Source organism: Pedobacter heparinus DSM 2366 (genome assembly GCF_000023825.1).
GTDB lineage: Bacteria > Bacteroidota > Bacteroidia > Sphingobacteriales > Sphingobacteriaceae > Pedobacter > Pedobacter heparinus.
The window spans coordinates 5,103,339-5,122,561 of record NC_013061.1 but is presented as its reverse complement, the minus strand read 5'-3'; the positions used below and the strand labels follow the sequence as shown (position 1 = coordinate 5,122,561).

Here is a 19,223-nt window from a genome sequence, read left to right as displayed (position 1 = left end):
AACAAATGCTGGAGGTCCCCGTAATTCAAGATGAACATGTAGAGATCCTGCTTTCCGATCTGCTGGAACAATATGGCTATGATTTCACGGGTTATTCACGGGCTTCGCTAAAAAGAAGGATTTCCAGGTTGTACACTTTGGATAAAGCCTTGAGCTTTGCCGAGTTCAGGTACAGGATTTCGGATGATCAGGCTTATTTTAAGCGGTTTGTAGAGCAGATTACCGTAAATGTGACCGAAATGTTCAGGGACCCCTCTTTTTTTAGGACATTAAGGGAGGAAGTGCTGCCCAAGCTGGGCACCTATCCCTTTATTCGTATCTGGCTGGCAGGCTGTTCAACCGGAGAAGAAGCCTATTCTATTTCTATCCTTTTAAAAGAATTGAATTTGTTGCATAAATCTTTGATCTATGCAACTGATCTGAACCCCGCTGTGCTGGAAAAGGCGGCCCAAAGCATGTTTGCCATGAGCCAGATGAAGCAGTATTCAGAAAATTATATCCTTTCGGGAGGGCTAAAAGATTTTTCGAGCTATTATACGGCCAGTTATTCGCTGGCAAAGTTTAATGAGGACCTGAAAAGCAAGATTATATTTTCGACCCATAACCTGGTATCCGACCATTCTTTTAATGAGTTCCAGCTGATTTTATGCAGAAATGTGCTGATCTATTTTGACCGTGACCTGCAGCACAATGTGCTTGATCTTTTTGACAATAGTTTGGAAGGCCTGGGTTACCTGGCCCTGGGCAGTAAGGAAACGGTTGATTTTTCGAGGATTGCCAAGCGGTATAAACGGTTGCCGGGAGAAAAGATATGGAGAAAGATAGGCTGATGGAAAAATGCAAGGCACTTATCATAGGCGGTTCTGCCGGTAGCTTAGATGTATTGCTAAAGGTATTGCCGGTAGTAAGGCCGGACATCAGCTTCCCGATCATTATTGTGGTGCACAGAAAACATGGAACAGATTCTTTACTGCCTGTTTTATTGTCGACACGGACTGAAATGAGGGTTAAGGAAGTGGATGAAAAAGAGGCCATATTGGCGGGTACCATTTACGTTGCACCTTCGGACTACCATTTGCTGATTGAGCAGGACCAGACCTTTTCCCTGGATTATTCTGAGAAAATAAATTATTCGCGCCCTGCAATTGATGCGACCTTCCAGACGGCGGCAGAGGTGTACCGGTCGCAGTTGGTTTGCCTGTTGCTTTCGGGCTCTAATGCCGACGGGGTAAGCGGGCTGAAAAGCGTGAAAGCCTGGGGTGGAACAGCTATAATACAGGATCCGGAGACCGCGCAGGTGGCCTATATGCCGGCACAGGCAAAGCTAAATGTGCAAATAGATTATGAATTAAGTATTGAAGCTATAGGAGATTTCATAAATTTGTTACCCTAATCTTAAGATGATAAATAGCAATGAATAAAAAAGTATTCGTGTTTGACGACAATACAGACATTTTAGAGCTGTGTACCATTATTTTACAGGATGCCGGGTATGACATTAAAACTTCCTCTACCTCTAATCATATCATAGACCAGGTTATGGCCTATACACCTGATATCATTTTTATGGACAACTGGCTTCCTGATGTGGGAGGCATTGATGCGACACGGGAATTAAAATCGCATGACTTGTTAAAAAACATCCCTGTGATCTATTTTTCGGCCAACAATGATGTCAAGTCGCTCGCAGATCAGGCTGGTGCCGACGGTTACCTGTCCAAGCCCTTCGATATAGAAGAGCTGGAAGATATCATCAGCAAGCATTTAGCCATGTAGGTTATTTAACGCCTAAAACGTCGACCCCCTGTTCAAAAATAATATCAACAGGAATTCCTCTTTTGGTTAATTTATCCAGATCTCCCTGTAGTTCAGGTGAAATTACAGCCATCTTTTTCTGGGTGCTTTCTACGGCGGCCTTATCTCCATTACCCTGCAGCATAATGATCATCCGGCTCAGCTTGTTCATTGCACCTTCAAATTTGCTGAAATCGACTTTATAGGTGCCATCACTGTTCCTGATAAAGGCTCCGTTTTCCTTAAAGAAGTTGAAACACTGCATATTGGCCTTGCCATGTGCGCTGGCAGCCCCAAACCTTACAGAACGTAAAATTCCTGCCATGTAGGTGGTATAAAATGCTTTAATGTCGCCCTGCAGTTCAGCTTTTTTAAGTAATCCGGTAACCATATACAGACCCAGTACATCTGCTTTTCCTTCTTCCAGCCATGAATATTGTTCCTGAAGTGCTTCTTTCACAAAGCCTTTTCCGGTAACCGTTTTCTTGATACCCAGTCCGTGTGCCACCTCATGGAACATCACATTGGCAAAAAAAGCATCAAAATTGACATACTGTTGTTGTTCTTTGTCAATAAGCTCTTTTGCAATTGGAACGAGGATCTTGTCAAATTTGGCTTTCATCGCATTTTTTAGCTGCGAACGCCTGGTTCCTTTCTTTTGCTGTATGACTTCATCGTTGGGCAGGTTAACTGCTATGGTTTTGGATCCTGCATTACAATCTCCGGCATAATAAAGTACATCATAAGCATTCAGTTCAGAATCTGTACCTGGCTTTTCAGTTTTATACTTAGCTTCAACCGGAAGGCCTTTTTGCAGATCCGGCAGCATGCTAACGTATTTCGCAAGCCGTTTGCTCCATACCTTATCTTTAACCAGCACATACGATTCATAAGCGGCCCTTGCATTGAAAAGCTTGTCCTCATAGTTCTCTATAGGGCCAATAATGATGTCAAGCGTATTGGTTTTCATGTCCAGCCAGGCATAATCACTTGGGCCGTAAACATCAGTAACCAATGCATCGGCACGAAGGTTCAGGTATTTTTTAAAGCCCGCATCTTCGGCAAGCAGTGCGGCCTGTTTAAGCAGGTTGGATGCTTTTTGCAGTTCAGCCGCATAAAGGATGTGATAGGGAACGGCGGTCAGTTTTCCGGCTGTGTCTCTTTGAATAACTGAATATAGTCCGAATTTGTCTTTTACATCAGATTTTTCCAGTTCTTCTTTGGTCATCCCTGCAGGATAAAAATTAGCTGCGGCCGGCTTGGGGCCTATGCCAGCTATAAAAGGTTTGTCGCCGTTCAGCCTGTCCCAGGGGCCATAATTTATTTCAACAAAGGCCTTTGTTTTCTCGTCTTTAATGGTGCTTAACAAACTGTCGCGCTGAGGGTATGCCTGTTTCCAGAACAATTCGTCCATAATTTTAGCTGCCTGGATGAGCAGGGGCAGTATTTTGCGTTCATTAACCGTTAAATCGTTCAGGTTGGTGGTCAGTTTAACCGTTTCATAAATGCCCAGGCGCTCATTTACATAGCGCTGAAGGCTATCGTTGCCTGAACTGTTGTTTTTAGTTTCGTTATTGCTTTTTTTCTGCGAATTGGTACAAGCGGCAATGCCGGTAAGCATGGTACATGCGGCAATGATCATTGTTATTTTACTTATCTTCATGGGCTGATTTCCTTGTGCTGTTAATACATTAATAGATGGCAACGAAATTAGTAAAAAATAGTAATTTCACATCCTATATACTTCCATTATGATACAACTGCATTTTAAACGTCACTACCTTTACTTTATCCCGCTGTTTTTACTTACGGCATGCTCAACAAACAAGTATGCTGCTACCAATAAGGTGTACAAAAAACAGGCTGCGGGCTTTGCCGAGACCATAAAAGCGGCACCGCCGTTAAACCAGGGCATAGATTCGTTACCGGCCAATCCTTTGTCCTGGGTAGGCTCCGTTAATTTTGGCATCCGTAAACCAAATTTTGTAGTGCTGCACCATACCGCACAGGATTCTTCGGCCCAAACTTTAAAGACCTTTACCATTACACGGACACAGGTAAGCTCTCATTATGTAATTGGCCGTGATGGAAAAGTATTTCAGATGGTAAACGATTACTTGAGGGCAAACCATGCGGGTGTGTCCAGGTGGGGAAATGAAATGGACCTCAATTCTTCGTCTATTGGGATAGAGATAGACAATAATGGAAAAGAACCTTATTCGGAAGTACAGATAAAAAGTTTGATCACGGTACTTCGGGCATTAAAAAAGAGATACGGCATCCCTACGGCAAATTTTATAGGCCATGCGGATATTGCGCCGGGACGTAAAAACGACCCGAGGAATTTTCCATGGAAAAGAATGGCGGCAGAAGGTTTTGGCTTTTGGTATGATGATGTGCTGGTGATGCCGCCTGACGATTTTGATGCGGTAGCTGCATTGAGGATTATAGGTTATAATGTAAAAAACCTGAATGCTGCAATTGAAGCGTTTAAGATCCACTTTGTGCAGACAGACATTAGCCAGGTGCTTACGCCGGCAGATAAGCTGATCCTGTTTAACGTATATAAAAAATACATGTAAATAAAAAAAGCGCCTTTAAGGCGCTTTTTTTATTTGTTTCCTTTTGCCCAGGCATCTTTTAAGGATACCGTACGGTTGAACACCAGGTGTGCTGTTGTAGAATCCTTATCGAGGCAGTAATAACCTTTTCTGATAAACTGATAGCGGGCATCCTGACTGGCGGTGCTCAGGTAGGGCTCTATATAGGCCCGTTTGATTACCTCAATGCTGTTCGGGTTCAGGTAGTCTTTAAAATCGCCTTCTTCAGTGTCAGGAGATTCCACACTGAACAGGCGGTCGTACATCCTGATCTCTGCGCTTTTTGCATGTTTGGTGCTTACCCAGTGGATGGTTCCCTTTACATTGATGCCACTGGTATCTTCCCCGCTTTTAGATTCAGGGAAATAGGTACAGTGTATTTCGGTTACCTTGCCGGTTTCGTCTTTTACAAAATCTTCGCATTTTACAATATAAGCGTGTTTCAGTCTTACCATTGCCCCTGGGGCTAGCCTGAACCATTTTTTAGCGGGTTCTTCCATGAAGTCTTCCCGTTCAATCCAAAGTTCATTGCTGAAAGGGATTTCCCTGTTGCCACCTTTATCTTCAGCTTCAGGATTATTTTCGCCGATCAGGATTTCATTTTTACCTTCCGGATAATTGGTAATGACCAGTTTGATCGGATCCATAACAGCCATAACACGTGTGGCCGTTTTATTCAGGTGTTCCCTGATACAAAACTCCAGCAGGCCAAGTTCAATCAGGTTTTCCCTTTTGGCTACACCAATGCGTTCGCAAAATTCACGGATACTTTCCGGGGTATAACCCCTGCGCTTTAAGCCACTTATGGTTGGCATGCGGGGGTCATCCCAGCCGCTCACCACGCCTTCATTAACCAGCTGCAGCAGTTTACGCTTGCTCATTACGGTATAAGAAAGGTTTAAGCGGGCAAATTCATATTGTTTGGAAGGATAGATTTCCAGTTTTTCTATGCACCAATCGTACAGTTCCCGGTGCGAAACGTACTCAAGGGAGCATAGAGAATGGGTGATGTGCTCGATGCTGTCGCTTTGTCCGTGTGCAAAATCGTACATCGGGTAAATGCACCACTTGTCTCCCGTACGGTGATGTGCAGCATGTTTAATGCGGTAAATGATCGGGTCGCGCATGATCATATTCGGACTGGCCATATCAATTTTAGCCCTTAAGGTGCAGGCGCCATCCTGAAATTCGCCATTCTTCATGCGGGTAAACAGCTCCAGGTTTTCTTCAATGCTGCGGCTGCGATAGGGACTATCTTTGCCGGGTTCTGTGGGCGTGCCTTTTAGCAGGGCAATTTCGTCTGCTGTACTGTCATCTACATAAGCAAGGCCTTTATGGATCAGTTTAACTGCGTATTCATAAAGGGTATCAAAATAATCAGAAGTATAATGAATGTTTTTCCATTCGAAGCCCAGCCACTGGATGTCGGCCTGCTGACTGTTTACATATTCTGTTTTCTCGGTAACAGGGTTCGTATCGTCGAACCGAAGGTTGGTATAGCCGCCATATTTTTTGGTTAAACCAAAGTTTAAGCAGATTGCTTTGGCGTGGCCAATGTGTAAATACCCATTAGGCTCCGGTGGAAAACGGGTAATCAGTTTTTCGTATTTTCCGGTATTTAAATCGTTCTCAATGATCTCTTCAATAAAGTTCAATGATCTTTCCTCACTCATATAAACTGTAATTTTAGTGGTCAAAGTTAACATAAAACCGCTAATTTACTTACATTTACAACCTACTTATTAGCATAAATTATGAGCAATGCATTAAACAGGCCTATCCGGGTTTTAGTGGCCAAGGTTGGATTGGACGGTCATGACAGGGGGGCAAAAGTTATTGCAACTTCCTTAAGGGATGCAGGCATGGAGGTGATCTATACCGGCTTGCGCCAAACGCCAGAGATGGTGGTAAACACTGCATTACAGGAAGATGTTGACGCCATAGGAATTTCGATTTTATCGGGCGCCCACATGACGGTATTTCCAAAGATCGTTGAGCTCATGAAGCAGAAAAAGGTAACAGACGTATTGCTTACCGGTGGTGGAATTATTCCGGAGGGAGATATGAAAAAGCTTAAAGAGATTGGCGTAGGGGAGTTGTTTGCCCCAGGAACAACTATGGAAAGTATCGTTAACTATATCAGGAACTGGGTAACCGAAAACAGAAATTTTTAGACCATGACTTATCAGCACATTTTATCCGTATTAAAAGAACAGGTATTGTATGTCACCATTAACAGGGAGCAAAAGTTAAATGCCTTAAATAAAGAAACATTGGCCGAACTGGCCCATGTGATTGAATATGCAGCCGGAAATGATGAAATAAGAGGGGTTTTGCTGACAGGTGCCGGAGAAAAGGCATTTGTAGCCGGAGCTGATATTTCGGAGTTTTCTGATTACAATGCTGCGCAGGGAGAAGCGCTGGCCAGAAATGGGCAGGAGCATGTTTTTGATGCGATAGAAAAATGCCCTAAGCCGGTTGTTGCTGCTATTAATGGTTTTGCCCTGGGCGGGGGGCTGGAGCTGGCCATGGCCTGTCACATCCGTGTGGCTTCGGAAAATGCCAGATTGGGCTTACCAGAGACCTCTTTGGGCCTGATTCCGGGTTATGGGGGAACGCAGCGGTTAACCCAATTGGTAGGGAAAGGGCGGGCCCTGGAAATGATTGCCACTGCCGATATGATCTCTGCAGAACAGGCAGAAAGAATTGGCCTGGTAAATTATGTAGTTCCACAGGCAGAACTGATTGCCAAAGCAGCATCTATTTTTGCTAAAATTAAATTGCGTGCTCCCCTGGCCATAGCTGCTGCAATAAAAGCTGTCAACGCCGCACATACTTTTGATGTAAACGGCTTTGAAACGGAGATTGAAGAATTTGGAAAGTGTTTTAACACCCAGGATTTCAAGGAAGGGACAGGTGCTTTTTTAGAAAAGAGAAAACCCCTGTTTATCGGGAAATAGGCGTTTAACAGCTGTTTAGCCCCGTTTTTTTGTCCTCCTGACATTTTTTTGAACGCATCTTTTTGCTTTTGAGGGGAATCGCTTTGCAAAAAGTGTAGAGAATATTTCCCATAACAAAAAAACTCTCTTATATTTATCTCAGTATTATTCAATAAATATCTATGAGAAAAATATTAATTGTTGATGATGAAATAAATATTGGGATACTATTATCTAAATTTTTAACGCGAAATTCTTTTAGTGTGTCGACGGCTACAAGTGGTGTTTCGGCGATGGAATATCTGGCTAAAGAGTATTATGATCTGGTTTTATGCGATTATCGTCTGGAAGATACAGATGGCAAGGAAATGCTGATCAAAATAAAAGAGAAATATCCAAGAACAGGAGTGATCATCATCACAGGCTACTCTGATATTAAGCTTGCGGTAGAACTGATCAAGCTGGGCGCTTACGATTACATTACCAAGCCCCTTTATCCGGACGAGATCCTGAATACGATCAATAAATCTATTGAAACGCAGATGGCGCTGAATGATGCAGCCTTGCCAGAGGTTTCTGAAGCGCCTAAACAGCGTGCCCAGAAACAACAGCTGTACAACCAGACGGATAACTTTGTTGCTGGCCAGAGCAATGCTTCGAGGCATTTGCTAAAACAGATCCAATTGGTGGCACCAACTTCTTACAGTGTAATTTTGACTGGAGAAAGTGGTACAGGTAAGGAATCTGTGGCAAAGGCCATCCATTTGAACAGTCCGAGAAAAGACAATCCATTTGTGGCGATGGATTGCGGATCCCTGACCAAGGAGCTTGCCGGAAGCGAGTTTTTCGGACATGAAAAAGGTTCTTTTACAGGAGCCTTATATACCAAGATCGGCCATTTTGAAATGGCGAATGGCGGTACGCTGTTTCTGGATGAGGTTGGAAACCTTTCTTACGACATACAGGCAGCTTTACTGAGGACTGTACAGGAACGCAAAATAAAACGTATTGGCAGTACTAAAGAAATTGACCTGGATGTTCGCATCATTGTGGCGACCAACGAGAACCTTGCCAATGCCATTCAAAAAGGGAAGTTCAGGGAGGATCTGTACCATCGCTTTAATGAATTCTCTATCGACCTTCCTCCGCTGAGCCAGCGTGGAAGGGATATCCTGATTTTTGCCAATACCTTTCTGGAAGTGGCCAATCAGGAACTGGGCAGGAGTGTACAGGGTTTTTCGCAGGAAGTTGAAGATTGTTTTCTGACCTATAACTGGCCAGGTAATGTAAGGGAACTGAAAAATGTGATCAGAAGGGCTACCTTGCTTACTGAAAATCAGGAAATTCAGCTAAAGGCCCTTCCACTTGAAATTTCTACTTATGCCAGGGCAAATGCCATAGAAAATACCATGTCGCGCAATGAACGGCCAAGGGATTTAAAAAACGCAGCTTTAGAAGCGGAGTACGATGCCATTTTAAAGGTTTTGAGGGAAGTGAATTTTAATAAGACCAAGGCTGCAAAAATCCTGAATATAGACCGTAAAACACTATACAATAAAATGAGGGCCATAAACCTGGAAAAATAGCTGGTCATTAATTATGTCGATATTTACGTATAAACAGCGCAATAATATCAACCTTGTTATTATTATAGCATTGGGCTGTTTGATTGCGTACTCCCTGCAGGGAATTTTTGGTTCAATCCTGAGTACATTGGTTTTGTTTACCATTTTAAGGCCTGCATTTATCTATATGGTTGATGTTAAGGGCTACAATAAAAATTTTTCTGCCCTTTTGCTGCTTGTTGTTTCTGTTGTGGTGATCATCCTCCCGTTCTATACCTTAAGTGCGATGGTGATCAATAAGATTGCTGAGCTGCAAAATGACCCCATCTATTTTAAGAACCTTCTTTTCAAGTTGAAACATCTGATCCCGGTGGGCGATGACGTTCAGCGGCTGATTGAAGAGGGTTTAAAAAAGGCAGGTACCTGGGCTACTGAACTGTTTCCTTCACTGATATCGGGAGCGTTTAACATCGTGCTGGGCCTGTTGCTCATGTACTTTTTGCTATACTTTATGCTGGTTGACCGGGAGCGCTTTGAAAATGCATTGATCAAATACGCGCCGTTCAGGGCACAGAATGCCCAACGTTTTGCTGAAGAAATGCGCAATACAACTTATGCAAATGTTTTGGGGCAAGGGTTTATTGCCATGGTGCAGGGCTCGTTGCTGAGCTTGTGCTTTTTTGTGCTCGGGTATACCGATCCTGTATTCTGGGGTGTAATCACTACTTTTATCTCTTTTGTCCCGTTATTGGGACCACCTGTAATTTTTGTCCCTGCCGCTTTAATACAAATAGCAAATGGCAATAATTTTGCAGGCTGGGCCATGCTCATATTTGGTTTTGTGGTAATTATAAACATTGACAATGTGCTGAGGTTTATGATTGCAAAAAAAGTTGGCAACATTCATCCCATCATTACGGTAATTGGCGTAGTTATTGGTGTGCCTTTATTCGGAATATTAGGACTGGTATTCGGTCCGCTATTGTTATCGTATTTCATATTATTGATTAAAATATACGAAACAAGCGCTATGGCTTCTGAAAGATTGGAAAGAATTAAAACAATTTCTGAGCACGATGAGTTATAATAAAGGTGTTCCGGAGAATTAATATATCGTTAACCATAAAAATTTAAATGTTATGAATGATAATTCAAAAGTATTGGTTGGATTGTTGGTAGGTTTGGCTGCCGGTGCCGCATTGGGTTTATTGTTTGCTCCGGAAAAGGGTAGTGAAACAAGAGATAGATTGAGCCAGTCGTTAAAGGATCTGGGCGATTCTATAAAAGATAAGGCTGCAGATGAGATCAATAACCTGAGTAATTTAAAAGACAAAGTTGTTAGCTCTGTTAAAAGTAAACTCCGTCAATCTGAAGAAGAATTTATTGACGACGATTTGGAACACGCTTAAAACTATTTGCTAAACCGATTGAATGATGCAGGAAAATAAAGAAAAGAATATTGAAGAGCTATACGAAGATGCTAAAAGCTATATTGATACCCGGGTAGAGTATACCAGGTTGTATCTGGTAGAAAAGGTATCGAAGATATTTGCTGACATTGTGACCAATGCAGCTGTGGTCATCTGTTTTATTCTGGCCTTCCTGTTCGGTACGTTTACGCTTGCCTTATTTTTATCGGATGTGCTGGGCAGTTATGCCAGGGGCTTTGGCTGTGTGGCTGTTATTTATATACTGCTGGCACTTATTGTGTATTATACCAAGGAGAAGTACATAGAGAAGGCCATTATTAATTTTACGATCAGAAACTACTTTAACAAACTGGCAGATAAGGATGAAGAAGATGAACAGAAGATATAACATCAACAATTTAGAGGAGCTTCATGCGATGGTGTGCAGTTTAAAGGCTGAACACCAGCGCAAAAGCGAACTGCTCCTAAAAGACAGCAGAGCGTATTTAAAGCAGTTTACTTTGGGCGGACTGATTAAAAAGTACGCCACACCTTCTTCTTTTCTTAAAATTGATGATAAACTGAACATCAGCAGCAGTTTAATGTCGCTGGTGTTACCTTTTGTAATGAACAGTACTTTATTTAAAGGCTCGGGTTTTTTAACGAAGACCCTTGTTGGGCTGGCTTCAAATAAGGTGGGTAAGACCCTTGATGCCGAACACCTGTCGGCCATCTTTAATTCTGTAAAATCATGGTTTAGCGGTTCAAAAAATAAAAAAGAAAAATCACAGCAATATGTGGATTATGGGATTCCGCCCGATAGCGAAACCTATTGAATAAAAAAGGCCCTCATTTTAAAATGAGGGCCTTTTATTTTAAGCCTGCAAATTAAACAGTAGACTTTATTTTTAATTCGTTCAGTTGTTTTTCGTCAATTGTTGACGGGCTGTCGATCATTACATCTCTTCCTGAATTGTTTTTAGGGAAAGCAATCACATCGCGGATACTGTCCAGTCCGGCAAAGATGGAGCATAACCGGTCAAATCCAAAAGCGATGCCACCATGCGGAGGTGCCCCAAATTCAAAGGCATCCATTAAAAACCCAAACTGCTTTTGTGCCTCTTCTGTTGAGAAGCCCAGGTGTTTGAACATTAAAGCCTGCAGGGCCCTGTCGTGGATCCTGATCGAACCCCCACCTACTTCGGTGCCATTAATAACCATATCATAAGCATTGGCCCTAACCTCAGCAGGTTTAGTGTCCAGCAGCACAATATCTTCCGGTTTAGGAGAGGTAAAAGGGTGGTGCATGGCATGATAACGTTCCGTTTCTTCATCCCATTCCAGTAAAGGAAAGTCGAGCACCCACAATGCACTGAAAACATTTTTATCGCGTAAGCCTAAGCGGTTACCCATTTCCAGGCGTAGTTCACTCAGTTGTTTGCGCACTTTATCTGTAGTTCCGGCCATGACCAGTACCAAATCCCCAGGTTGGGTATTCAGGGCGGCCGACCAGCCCTTTAAATCTTCTTCGTTATAGAATTTATCTACAGATGATTTCAGGGAGCCATCTTCGTTGTGTCTGAGGTAGATTAAACCAGTTGCCCCGACCTGTGGTCTTTTAATGAAGTCTGTGAGCTCATCCACCTGTTTGCGGGTATAGCTTGCGCAACCTTTGGCATTGATCCCGATCACCAGCTCTGCATGGTCAAATACCGGAAAATCTTTGCCTTTAACCAGGTGGTTTAATTCTACAAACTGCATGTCAAAACGGGTATCAGGCTTGTCAGATCCATACAGGCGCATGGCATCTGCATATTGCATCCTTGGTACTTCGGGCAGGTCTATTCCTTTAATTTCTTTAAACAAAGTTCGGATCAGGCCTTCAAATGTATTCAATATATCTTCCTGTTCGATGAAAGACATTTCGCAGTCGATCTGTGTAAACTCGGGCTGCCTGTCGGCACGCAGGTCCTCATCTCTAAAGCATTTCACAATCTGGAAATACCTGTCGAAACCCGAAACCATTAACAATTGTTTAAAAGTTTGCGGAGACTGAGGTAAAGCATAGAACTCACCTGCATTCATGCGGCTTGGCACAACAAAATCCCTTGCCCCTTCGGGCGTTGATTTGATGAGGACAGGCGTTTCCACTTCTATAAAGTCGAGTCCGTCAAGATAACGTCTCACCGCCTGAGCAATTTTATGACGGATGATCATGTTGTTGCGTACCGGGTTACGGCGTAAATCCAGGTAACGGTACTTCATGCGCAGGTCGTCACCACCGTCCGTTTCGTCATCTATTAAAAAGGGGGGCAGTTTAGCTGCGTTTAACACTTCCAGGGCAGTGATCTTTATTTCCACCTCGCCGGTTGGCATTTTCAGGTTCTTATTGGAACGCTCTACTACCAGGCCGCTTGCTTTGATTACAAATTCACGGCCAAGGTTGCGGGCTGCCTCACACAGTTCGCGGTTGTCATCCATATTGAAAACCAACTGGGTAATACCATATCTGTCGCGAATGTCTATAAAAGTCATTCCCCCTAAATCTCTTGATTTTTGTACCCAACCGCATAGGATTACATTTTCTCCTAAGTTCTTAATGGTTAAAGCTCCGCAAGTAGTTGTTCTTAACATTATTATTAAAGTATTAAGCGGCAAAAATATTGATTTTGAACGGGATATTTAAGCCTTCGATGAATTTAGCTTGGTATATTGAAAATATTTTTGTTAAAGCTGCAACGTTTTAAAAAATGAAGTGTCTATTTATTTGAAAGAAGAACATTGGAACCGGTATACATCGATAAAAATGCGGCACTGATCAACGGCTGCAGGCGGGGCGACCGTAAGGCACAATTTGAAATTTACAAATTGTATGCTAAAGCTATGTATAATGTGGCCCTACGGATCGTAAATTTTGAAGAAGAGGCAGAAGATGTTTTACAGGATTCTTTTTTAGATGCGTTTACAAGGATAGACAATTTTAAAGGAGAGGCTACTTTTGGCTTGTGGCTGAAGCAGATCGTGATCAATAAATCGATCAACCAGCTGCGGAAGCGTAAGGTGGAGTTCGTAAATATAGAGGAGGTGGATGTAGCGGAAGAAAATGAACCGGCCGAAGACCTGCAATGGAAGGTAGAGGAAATCAGGACAGCGGTAGCAATGCTTCCTGACAGGTATCGGGTGGTGTTGACGCTGTATCTGTTTGAGGGCTATGACCATGAAGAGATCGCTTATATTTTAAAAATTACCGAAGGGACTTCACGCACCCAGTATATGCGGGCAAAGATGAAATTAAATGACTTATTAGCAAAGAGAGGAGCATAAGATGAAAGATAAGGGAATGGAAGAATTCATTAAGGCACATCGAAAGGAGTTTGACGTAAAAATGCCATCTGATGAGGTATGGAGCAGGATAGATGCTGCTTTGGATAGAGAAAAGGAAAAAAAAACGGTTAAATGGCCGGTTTGGGTAGGTGTTGCAGCGTCCTTGCTGCTGGTGCTGGGAGTTTTAATGTTTAATCATCGTAAGGCAGCTCATCAGCCGGAGCTGGCCGATATCAGTCGGGTATATGCAAGGAAGGAACTGCGGTTTGCCAGCCTGATTGAAGAGAAAAAAGACAGTTTACAGATATATGCCAGCAAGAACCCCAAGTTGTATGCCCGTTTTAATGCAGACCTGAATGAGTTGGGGAACGATTATGAGGCCCTTAAAAGGGAATTGCCTCAAAGTCCGAACCAAAGGGTAGTAGTAAGGGCTATGGTAAAAAACCTGGAGCTGCAGCTCCAGGTGATCAACCAGCAACTGTCAATTATTAATGATGTGAACCAGTACAAAGAGGAGAACCAGTTATGAAATCTTATATTTTAGCTATTGGGCTGATGATGGCAATAAATTTTGCCATTGCGGGCACCAAAGATCCGAATGATCCTGTTCGTTCGAAAACCTTTTCAAAAAGTTTTCCATTAGATGGGAATGATAAGGTAAACCTGAACAACAGGTACGGGGAGATGCTGATCAAAACCTGGGATAAAAAAGAAATACGGGTAGACATTGACATTAAAGCTTACAGCAAGGACGAGGCTGATGCGCAGCGTTTGGTAGATGGAACAGTTATAACTGCAGATAAAAGCGGCGACCAGGTTTCATTTAAAACCAATTTTGCAACAGAGGGTGGTAAATCAGGTGCCAGTTTCAGGAACGGAAAAACGATATCCAGAAGGGAAATCAGGGTAAATTACGTCGTATATATGCCTGCGACCAACGCTTTAACCTTAAGTAATCAATATGGAAATGTAAATATAGGCAGTTTTTCCGGCGCATTGATCGCTAAGGTTCAATATGGGAGTTTAACGGTGGGAAATCTGAAAAACGCCAGCAATATCCTGGAAATTCAATATGGCTTTACTAAAATTCAGGAAATAAATGCAGCTACGATTAAACAGCAATACGGGGCGGGGCTTAACATTGGTACCATTGGCAGCTTGAATCTGGAGGCACAGTATGCGGGCGTAACCATTGGCACCATTAAATGGGATGCTGTGGTTAAACAGCAATACGGACCGGGACTGGACATTGGCAGGGTAAGTAACCTGGACCTGAATGTACAATATGCCAATGTAAAACTGGGAACGGTTATCGGGGATGCGAATATCAAACAGCAATACAACAAACTCTCGATCGGGTCTGTAAACACATTAAACCTAAAGAGCCAGTACACAACAGTTGCCATTGGGAATTTAAATGGCCCGGGTAATTTTGGTGTTGCCTATGGCAAACTGACTGTCGAGCAAATAGGCTCAGGGTGTAAAAATTTAAACCTGTTGAGCAGTTATTCACATACTTCCTTAAAGTTCAGCGACAATTACCAGGGGAACTTTGAATTAAGGACCAGCTATTCGCCATTCAAAGCAGGTGCAGGAGTAAGCTCGAAACTGGTAGCCGAAAAAGGGAACATTAAAAATTATGCAGGTACCATAGGAAACGGTGGCGGAGCCCAAATTATGCTCAAGGCCGATTATGGTTCGTTGAATTTAAACTAGGTTTGCTTAAAAACATAAATGGAACAAAGCTTGTTGATAAAATCAGCAAGCTTTTTTTATATCTTCGCATACCTAATTTTTACCTATGGAATTTTTAAGTAGCCCGGAAGCCTGGATCTCTTTATTAACGCTGACCGTGTTGGAGATCGTTTTAGGCATAGACAACATCATCTTTATTTCCATTTTGTCTGGTAAGCTACCGGCGCATCAGCAGAAAAAAGGGAGGCAGCTTGGCCTGGCACTCGCGATGATCACCAGGGTCTTGCTGTTGCTGTCCTTAACCTGGGTAATGACCCTTACTACTCCATTGTTTAACATTGGTTCATGGTTCAATATCAGCAGTACGGAATGGCTGGAAAAGCTGGCCATATCGGGCCGCGACCTGATCCTGATTATCGGGGGCTTGTTCCTGATCTATAAAAGTACCCATGAGATCCATGATAAACTGGAAAGTGAGGAAGAGAAGGAGATTAAGGGGAAAGTATATTCTTTTAGTGGAGTTATTGTTCAAATCCTGCTGCTGGATATCGTATTCTCCCTGGACTCTGTAATTACAGCGGTAGGCATGGCAGAGCATGTTGAAATTATGATTGCCGCAGTCGTTATTGCGGTAATTGTGATGATGGTGTCGGCAAGTGCCATCAGTAATTTTGTAAATAACCACCCTACAGTAAAAATGCTTGCCCTTTCCTTCCTGTTGCTGATCGGGGTTTCGCTGCTGGCAGAAGGTCTGGACCAGCACATACCAAAAGGCTATATTTATTTTGCCATGGCCTTCTCTATCCTGGTAGAGATGCTGAACCTTAAAATGAAAAAAAATGCGCAGAAGCCCGTCGAGCTGCGCAATACACCTAATGAAAAACAACCCAAGGAAAAATAATTAATGATTTCTTTTTTTGAGGCCTCACTGGCCGAATTATCTATACACCGAATCGGGAACAAGTCTGAAGAGGAGTTTTACGTATTGTCTGAAAAATCTTTAATGATTAAAGACCCCATGCTGAGTAACCTATTGCAGCAATATTTTTTAGGCCCTTACGAAAAGGTGAACGAAGTATATCGTTTTATTCATCCAAATGGTGACCTGAACCTTAATGAAGCGTATCATTTTGCCGCAGCCATTTTTGAAAAGGGAGAAACCTTTCATGAGAACAGCAAACAACTGGCTAAATACCTGTATGATGTTTCGGGTCATCCGAAGATTAAACCCGGTGAACTGTATGTGGCCTATTTTGAAAATGTGCAGATAGAAGGAGAGCTGCATGATGCTATCGGGATCTTTAAATCAGAGACCAAGGAGAGTTATTTAAAAGTTTTTCCGGAGCAGGATGGCTTTGGCTTAAGTTATGAGCAGGAAGCCATTAACATCAATAAGCTGGATAAAGGCTGCCTGATTTTCAATACAGATAAAGCAGAAGGTTTTCGGGTAGCAGTGATTGACCAGACCAACAGAAGTGCAGAAGCGGTATACTGGAAGGATGAGTTTTTGAAGCTGAAGATCAGGAATGATAATTTTAACCAGACCAGCAGTGTGCTGGGGGTATATAAAAACTTTGTCACTGAAAAGCTGGATGAGGAATTTGAAATCTCGAAGGCAGATAAAATAGATCTGCTGAACAAATCCATGAAGTACTTTAAGGAAAAGGAGAGCTTTGACCTGGAAGAGTTCTCGAATGAAGTGATTGGCAATGCAGAAGGGATAGCCTCTTTTAAAAACTATAAGAAAAGCTTTGAAGAAGAATTTGACCAGCCTATTCCGGATAGCTTTGACATTTCCGGGGCTGCGGTAAAAAAACAGGCCAGGGTTTATAAAAGCGTATTAAAGCTGGACAAGAACTTTCACATCTATATTCATGGCGATAAAGAGCTGATCGAAAAAGGCTTTGATGACGATAAATCTATGAATTATTATAAGGTGTTTTTTAGGGAAGAGCAATAGGTTTTTCTCTCTATAATTAACATGGGTACGGTAACGATGTTAATTTTTTTGCTTTTATAGTTTTAAAATCTTGCTTATAATTGAGAATAAATTGTAGATTTAGTTCTTTAAGCAAACCTTTTAAACCAAATATGAGCCAGGAACCACAACAGAGCAGTATTTTTAAAGTTATAGGCGCCTCATCACTGGGGACGCTGATCGAATGGTATGATTTCTATATTTTTGGAAGTCTGGCCACTATTATCGGATCACAGTTATTTCCCGCAGATGCCGGTGCTTCTGCATTGATTAACACACTGGCCATATTTGCCGCAGGCTTTATTGTTCGGCCTTTTGGTGCACTGGTGTTTGGCCGGTTAGGCGATTTGATAGGCCGGAAGTATACTTTTTTACTCACATTGGTGTTGATGGGTGGTTCTACTTTTCTGATCGGTTTAATACCATCCTATTCAAGTATAGGTTATGCAGCGCCGATCCTGGTGCTGATTTTGAGGCTAATCCAGGGCCTGGCCCTTGGCGGTGAATATGGTGGTGCGGCCACTTATGTTGCAGAACATGCACCGGCTAATAAAAGAGGTTTTTTTACCAGCTGGATACAGACTACAGCAACCGGGGGTTTATTTCTTTCTCTCGGTATTATAGTATTGACCAAAAACCTGGTGGGCGCTGAAAGCTTTGCCGACTGGGGCTGGAGAATCCCATTTTTGCTGTCTATCCTGCTGGTTGGTGTTTCCATCTATATCAGGATGAAAATGCACGAATCGCCGATGTTCAGCAAGCTGAAATCGGAAGGTAAAGTCTCGAAAAACCCTTTAAAAGAGAGTTTTAACAATAAGGCCAATTTTAAAATGGTTTTGCTCGCACTTTTTGGCGCTACGATGGGGCAGGGGGTGATCTGGTACACGGGGCAGTTTTATGCGCAGTCCTTTATTGAAAATACCTGCCATGTTGATTTTAACGATTCCAGGTATATTCTTTTGTGGGGCATAGCCTTTGCTACCCCTTTCTTTGTGATCTTTGGCTCCTGGAGCGATAAGGTTGGCCGAAAATGGATCATGCTGGCCGGGATGTTGTTGGGCGTTATATTTTACAGGCCCATTTACCAGATCTTTTTAGATGATACCGATGTTACCAAAATAGAACAAAAGGATATTGCCTCCGTATCTGACCCTGTGGTTACACGTACTGTGATTACCGGAACTGCCGACAGTCTGATCAGCACGAGTTCAACGGTAACCTTACTGAACGGCGCGTCTTTCCAAAAGATACAGTCGCACACCAAATTTGCAGATGCGGGCAAGCCTATAGTGGAGTTACCGGATGCCTATAAGGATAAAAAGCTTTCCACACCTGTTTTCTGGAAATTTGTATTCCTGATCTTTTTCCAGATTTTGCTGGTAACCATGGTTTACGGGCCAATAGCGGCATTCCTGGTAGAATTGTTCCCTACCAAGATCAGGTATACTTCCATGTCCTTACCTTATCATGTGGGCAATGGGGTTTTTGGCGGACTGGTACCTTTTATTGCTACACTTATTGCCAGCTTTTCGGGTTCTACCCCCTTATCGGGGTTATGGTACCCGATCGGCATAGCGGCATTGAGTTTAATTATAGGCACAGTTTATTTATCTAATAAGAAGCCGGACCACAAAGAGGCTGAATCTGAAAACATTTAAGAATTTCAATCATGAACGGATTAAAAAAAGCATTAGGATTACTTTGGATCATACTTGGCCCGGTATCCATTATATTTATGTTTATGCAGGCTTTCGAAAAGGTTGGCCTGGCTGAAGAAGGTGTACACAAAACAAATACTGCATTGCAGTGGGGGATTATCTTGTTTATCTTTATTCCCATCAGCGCGGGGCTGGTTATTTTTGGCTGGTACGCACTTAAAGGTGAATACGACAAGCTACCCGACGACGATAGTTTATAAA

At 42.7% G+C, this 19,223-nt stretch carries 21 protein-coding genes; 18 read left to right on the top strand and 3 right to left on the bottom strand.

What is annotated here, in order from left to right; translation table 11 throughout:
* Positions 1 to 5 precede the first annotated feature (5 nt).
* The 3 genes from PHEP_RS21175 to PHEP_RS21165 are packed head-to-tail and all read left to right on the top strand — an operon-like array spanning position 6 to position 1,776.
* A complete protein-coding gene (locus tag PHEP_RS21175) occupies positions 6 to 830 on the top strand; it encodes a CheR family methyltransferase (RefSeq protein ID WP_015810044.1) in 825 nt (274 codons plus the stop codon).
* A complete protein-coding gene (locus PHEP_RS21170) occupies positions 812 to 1,393 on the top strand; it encodes a chemotaxis protein CheB (RefSeq protein ID WP_015810043.1) in 582 nt (193 codons plus the stop codon). The genes PHEP_RS21175 and PHEP_RS21170 overlap by 19 nt, the downstream gene beginning before the upstream one ends.
* A gap of 20 nt (positions 1,394 to 1,413) precedes the next feature.
* Complete coding sequence (locus tag PHEP_RS21165) at positions 1,414 to 1,776, top strand: response regulator (RefSeq protein WP_015810042.1); 363 nt, start codon at positions 1,414 to 1,416, stop codon at positions 1,774 to 1,776.
* A gap of 1 nt (position 1,777) precedes the next feature.
* Here the strand turns inward: PHEP_RS21165 and PHEP_RS21160 are convergent, their stop codons facing one another.
* Entirely contained in the window at positions 1,778 to 3,457 is a 1,680-nt protein-coding gene (locus PHEP_RS21160) for a dipeptidyl-peptidase 3 family protein (RefSeq protein ID WP_036675341.1), read from the bottom strand.
* An 88-nt stretch (positions 3,458 to 3,545) separates the two neighbouring features.
* Here PHEP_RS21160 and PHEP_RS21155 point away from each other — a divergent pair, with 88 nt between their 5' ends.
* Entirely contained in the window at positions 3,546 to 4,376 is an 831-nt protein-coding gene (locus PHEP_RS21155) for an N-acetylmuramoyl-L-alanine amidase (RefSeq protein WP_015810040.1), read from the top strand.
* 29 nt (positions 4,377 to 4,405) lie between these two features.
* Here the strand turns inward: PHEP_RS21155 and PHEP_RS21150 are convergent, their stop codons facing one another.
* A complete protein-coding gene (locus PHEP_RS21150) occupies positions 4,406 to 6,067 on the bottom strand; it encodes a glutamine--tRNA ligase/YqeY domain fusion protein (protein WP_036675009.1) in 1,662 nt (553 codons plus the stop codon).
* Positions 6,068 to 6,148: 81 nt separating this feature from the next.
* On the opposite strand from PHEP_RS21150, the gene PHEP_RS21145 reads away from it, so the two are divergent.
* From PHEP_RS21145 to PHEP_RS21115, 7 genes are all read left to right on the top strand, one after another.
* Positions 6,149 to 6,568: a cobalamin B12-binding domain-containing protein gene (locus PHEP_RS21145; RefSeq protein WP_015810038.1), complete on the top strand. Its 420-nt coding sequence runs from the start codon at positions 6,149 to 6,151 to the stop codon at positions 6,566 to 6,568.
* 3 nt (positions 6,569 to 6,571) lie between these two features.
* Positions 6,572 to 7,354, top strand: coding sequence for an enoyl-CoA hydratase/isomerase family protein (locus PHEP_RS21140; protein WP_015810037.1), 783 nt, complete (start codon positions 6,572 to 6,574; stop codon positions 7,352 to 7,354).
* A gap of 161 nt (positions 7,355 to 7,515) precedes the next feature.
* Positions 7,516 to 8,919 (top strand): sigma-54-dependent transcriptional regulator, encoded by a 1,404-nt coding sequence (locus PHEP_RS21135; protein ID WP_015810036.1) that lies wholly within the window; start codon positions 7,516 to 7,518, stop codon positions 8,917 to 8,919.
* Positions 8,920 to 8,932: 13 nt separating this feature from the next.
* Positions 8,933 to 9,985 (top strand): AI-2E family transporter, encoded by a 1,053-nt coding sequence (locus PHEP_RS21130; RefSeq protein ID WP_015810035.1) that lies wholly within the window; start codon positions 8,933 to 8,935, stop codon positions 9,983 to 9,985.
* Positions 9,986 to 10,037: 52 nt separating this feature from the next.
* On the top strand, positions 10,038 to 10,307 hold the full coding sequence (locus tag PHEP_RS21125) for a YtxH domain-containing protein (protein ID WP_015810034.1): 270 nt from the start codon (positions 10,038 to 10,040) through the stop codon (positions 10,305 to 10,307).
* A gap of 22 nt (positions 10,308 to 10,329) precedes the next feature.
* Entirely contained in the window at positions 10,330 to 10,716 is a 387-nt protein-coding gene (locus tag PHEP_RS21120; protein ID WP_015810033.1) for a phage holin family protein, read from the top strand.
* The gene (locus PHEP_RS21115) at positions 10,691 to 11,143 is read left to right on the top strand and encodes a hypothetical protein (RefSeq protein WP_238326521.1); all 453 of its coding nucleotides are present in this window, start codon (positions 10,691 to 10,693) and stop codon (positions 11,141 to 11,143) included. The genes PHEP_RS21120 and PHEP_RS21115 overlap by 26 nt, the downstream gene beginning before the upstream one ends.
* Before the next feature lie 52 nt (positions 11,144 to 11,195).
* On the opposite strand, the gene aspS is transcribed toward PHEP_RS21115, so the two are convergent.
* Positions 11,196 to 12,941: an aspartate--tRNA ligase gene (gene aspS / locus PHEP_RS21110; RefSeq protein ID WP_015810031.1), complete on the bottom strand. Its 1,746-nt coding sequence runs from the start codon at positions 12,939 to 12,941 to the stop codon at positions 11,196 to 11,198.
* 147 nt (positions 12,942 to 13,088) lie between these two features.
* Between aspS and PHEP_RS21105 the strand changes: the two genes are divergently transcribed.
* The 7 genes from PHEP_RS21105 to PHEP_RS21075 all read left to right on the top strand — a co-directional run bounded on the left by PHEP_RS21105 (position 13,089) and on the right by PHEP_RS21075 (position 19,222).
* Positions 13,089 to 13,631, top strand: a complete 543-nt coding sequence (locus tag PHEP_RS21105; protein WP_015810030.1) for an RNA polymerase sigma factor — start codon at positions 13,089 to 13,091, stop codon at positions 13,629 to 13,631.
* A gap of 1 nt (position 13,632) precedes the next feature.
* Positions 13,633 to 14,160, top strand: coding sequence for a hypothetical protein (locus PHEP_RS21100; RefSeq protein ID WP_015810029.1), 528 nt, complete (start codon positions 13,633 to 13,635; stop codon positions 14,158 to 14,160).
* Positions 14,161 to 14,186: 26 nt separating this feature from the next.
* Positions 14,187 to 15,347 carry a hypothetical protein gene (locus PHEP_RS21095; protein ID WP_143715788.1) on the top strand — a complete coding sequence of 387 codons (1,161 nt, stop codon included), beginning with the start codon at positions 14,187 to 14,189 and terminating at the stop codon, positions 15,345 to 15,347.
* An 85-nt stretch (positions 15,348 to 15,432) separates the two neighbouring features.
* Positions 15,433 to 16,227 (top strand): TerC family protein, encoded by a 795-nt coding sequence (locus PHEP_RS21090; protein ID WP_015810027.1) that lies wholly within the window; start codon positions 15,433 to 15,435, stop codon positions 16,225 to 16,227.
* Positions 16,228 to 16,230: 3 nt separating this feature from the next.
* Positions 16,231 to 17,286 (top strand): nucleoid-associated protein, encoded by a 1,056-nt coding sequence (locus PHEP_RS21085; RefSeq protein ID WP_015810026.1) that lies wholly within the window; start codon positions 16,231 to 16,233, stop codon positions 17,284 to 17,286.
* A 131-nt stretch (positions 17,287 to 17,417) separates the two neighbouring features.
* A complete protein-coding gene (locus PHEP_RS21080; protein ID WP_015810025.1) occupies positions 17,418 to 18,962 on the top strand; it encodes an MFS transporter in 1,545 nt (514 codons plus the stop codon).
* A gap of 11 nt (positions 18,963 to 18,973) precedes the next feature.
* The gene (locus PHEP_RS21075) at positions 18,974 to 19,222 is read left to right on the top strand and encodes a DUF6814 family protein (RefSeq protein WP_015810024.1); all 249 of its coding nucleotides are present in this window, start codon (positions 18,974 to 18,976) and stop codon (positions 19,220 to 19,222) included.
* Position 19,223 lies beyond the last annotated feature (1 nt).

Excerpts from the sequence above, each read along its gene's own strand:
- PHEP_RS21175 (WP_015810044.1), top strand. The coding sequence starts at position 6 with ATGCTGGAGGTCCCCGTAATTCAAGATGAACATGTAGAGATCCTGCTT.
- PHEP_RS21170 (WP_015810043.1), top strand. The coding sequence starts at position 812 with ATGGAGAAAGATAGGCTGATGGAAAAATGCAAGGCACTTATCATAGGC.
- PHEP_RS21165 (WP_015810042.1), top strand. The coding sequence starts at position 1,414 with ATGAATAAAAAAGTATTCGTGTTTGACGACAATACAGACATTTTAGAG.
- PHEP_RS21160 (WP_036675341.1), bottom strand. The coding sequence starts at position 3,457 with ATGAAGATAAGTAAAATAACAATGATCATTGCCGCATGTACCATGCTT.
- PHEP_RS21155 (WP_015810040.1), top strand. The coding sequence starts at position 3,546 with ATGATACAACTGCATTTTAAACGTCACTACCTTTACTTTATCCCGCTG.
- PHEP_RS21150 (WP_036675009.1), bottom strand. The coding sequence starts at position 6,067 with ATGAGTGAGGAAAGATCATTGAACTTTATTGAAGAGATCATTGAGAAC.
- PHEP_RS21145 (WP_015810038.1), top strand. The coding sequence starts at position 6,149 with ATGAGCAATGCATTAAACAGGCCTATCCGGGTTTTAGTGGCCAAGGTT.
- PHEP_RS21140 (WP_015810037.1), top strand. The coding sequence starts at position 6,572 with ATGACTTATCAGCACATTTTATCCGTATTAAAAGAACAGGTATTGTAT.
- PHEP_RS21135 (WP_015810036.1), top strand. The coding sequence starts at position 7,516 with ATGAGAAAAATATTAATTGTTGATGATGAAATAAATATTGGGATACTA.
- PHEP_RS21130 (WP_015810035.1), top strand. The coding sequence starts at position 8,933 with ATGTCGATATTTACGTATAAACAGCGCAATAATATCAACCTTGTTATT.
- PHEP_RS21125 (WP_015810034.1), top strand. The coding sequence starts at position 10,038 with ATGAATGATAATTCAAAAGTATTGGTTGGATTGTTGGTAGGTTTGGCT.
- PHEP_RS21120 (WP_015810033.1), top strand. The coding sequence starts at position 10,330 with ATGATGCAGGAAAATAAAGAAAAGAATATTGAAGAGCTATACGAAGAT.
- PHEP_RS21115 (WP_238326521.1), top strand. The coding sequence starts at position 10,691 with ATGAAGAAGATGAACAGAAGATATAACATCAACAATTTAGAGGAGCTT.
- aspS (WP_015810031.1), bottom strand. The coding sequence starts at position 12,941 with ATGTTAAGAACAACTACTTGCGGAGCTTTAACCATTAAGAACTTAGGA.
- PHEP_RS21100 (WP_015810029.1), top strand. The coding sequence starts at position 13,633 with ATGAAAGATAAGGGAATGGAAGAATTCATTAAGGCACATCGAAAGGAG.
- PHEP_RS21095 (WP_143715788.1), top strand. The coding sequence starts at position 14,187 with ATGATGGCAATAAATTTTGCCATTGCGGGCACCAAAGATCCGAATGAT.
- PHEP_RS21090 (WP_015810027.1), top strand. The coding sequence starts at position 15,433 with ATGGAATTTTTAAGTAGCCCGGAAGCCTGGATCTCTTTATTAACGCTG.
- PHEP_RS21085 (WP_015810026.1), top strand. The coding sequence starts at position 16,231 with ATGATTTCTTTTTTTGAGGCCTCACTGGCCGAATTATCTATACACCGA.
- PHEP_RS21080 (WP_015810025.1), top strand. The coding sequence starts at position 17,418 with ATGAGCCAGGAACCACAACAGAGCAGTATTTTTAAAGTTATAGGCGCC.
- PHEP_RS21075 (WP_015810024.1), top strand. The coding sequence starts at position 18,974 with ATGAACGGATTAAAAAAAGCATTAGGATTACTTTGGATCATACTTGGC.